Source organism: Haloferula chungangensis (assembly GCF_042664875.1).
Taxonomy (GTDB): domain Bacteria; phylum Verrucomicrobiota; class Verrucomicrobiia; order Verrucomicrobiales; family Akkermansiaceae; genus Haloferula; species Haloferula chungangensis.
Map to the genome: position 1 here is coordinate 1 of NZ_JBHTBS010000073.1, position 717 is coordinate 717.

At 60.9% G+C, this 717-nt stretch carries 1 protein-coding gene; it reads left to right on the forward strand.

The window, feature by feature from the left end; all coding sequences use genetic code 11:
- Positions 1 to 717, forward strand: a 717-nt coding sequence (locus tag ACFQY0_RS21245; protein ID WP_379717081.1) for an Ig-like domain-containing domain, incomplete at both ends; no start/stop codon positions are given.

Consider the following 717-nt stretch of genomic DNA (forward strand, 5'->3'; position numbering starts at 1 on the left):
TGCGCCTGCCCACGACCTCCACGCTGACTCCGACCGTGACCTTGTTCAAGACCGGCACCGTGGAAGTCTCCAGCCAGGCCGGCACGAGCTTCAGCCACGACCTTGGGTCGGGTGATGAATCGACCTATTACCTGCGAGTGACGGGCGACACTGCCAGCCGCGGCCTGCTAGCCGAGTATTTCCTCGATATCGGTCTGATCGACACCGTCCCGCCCGCGATCGTTTCCGACACGCTGCCAACGGAAGCCGCCGAGGCGAACTTCTTCGGTTCCTCATTCTCACTGGATTTCAGCGAAGACATGCTCTCGGCGACCGTGAGGGATGCCGCGAACTACGAGTTGGTATCGGCGGGTGAGGACGGTCTCTTCGACACGGCTGACGATGAAAGCTACACCGTCGTGCCCGGTAACTACAGCTCCGGACTGAGGAATTCCTATGGACTGCCGGACGGACCGATGCAGCCGGGCGACTACCGTTTCACGGTCTCAAGCGCCCTGCGTGACAAGCTTGATAACGCGATGGCCGCTCCATACGTGCGCACTTGGACGATCGTCAATGTGCCCGGTTATGCGTTGGAAGATCGGGACAACGAAACCTTTGCCACGGCGGATCGATTGTCGCTCGCGGTGCAGGATGGGGTGACTTCGGGCTCGTTCATCGGCGTCGATCCGGCAGTGGCGGTGAGTTCGAATCCCTTCGATGTGGAAACGGCCGATC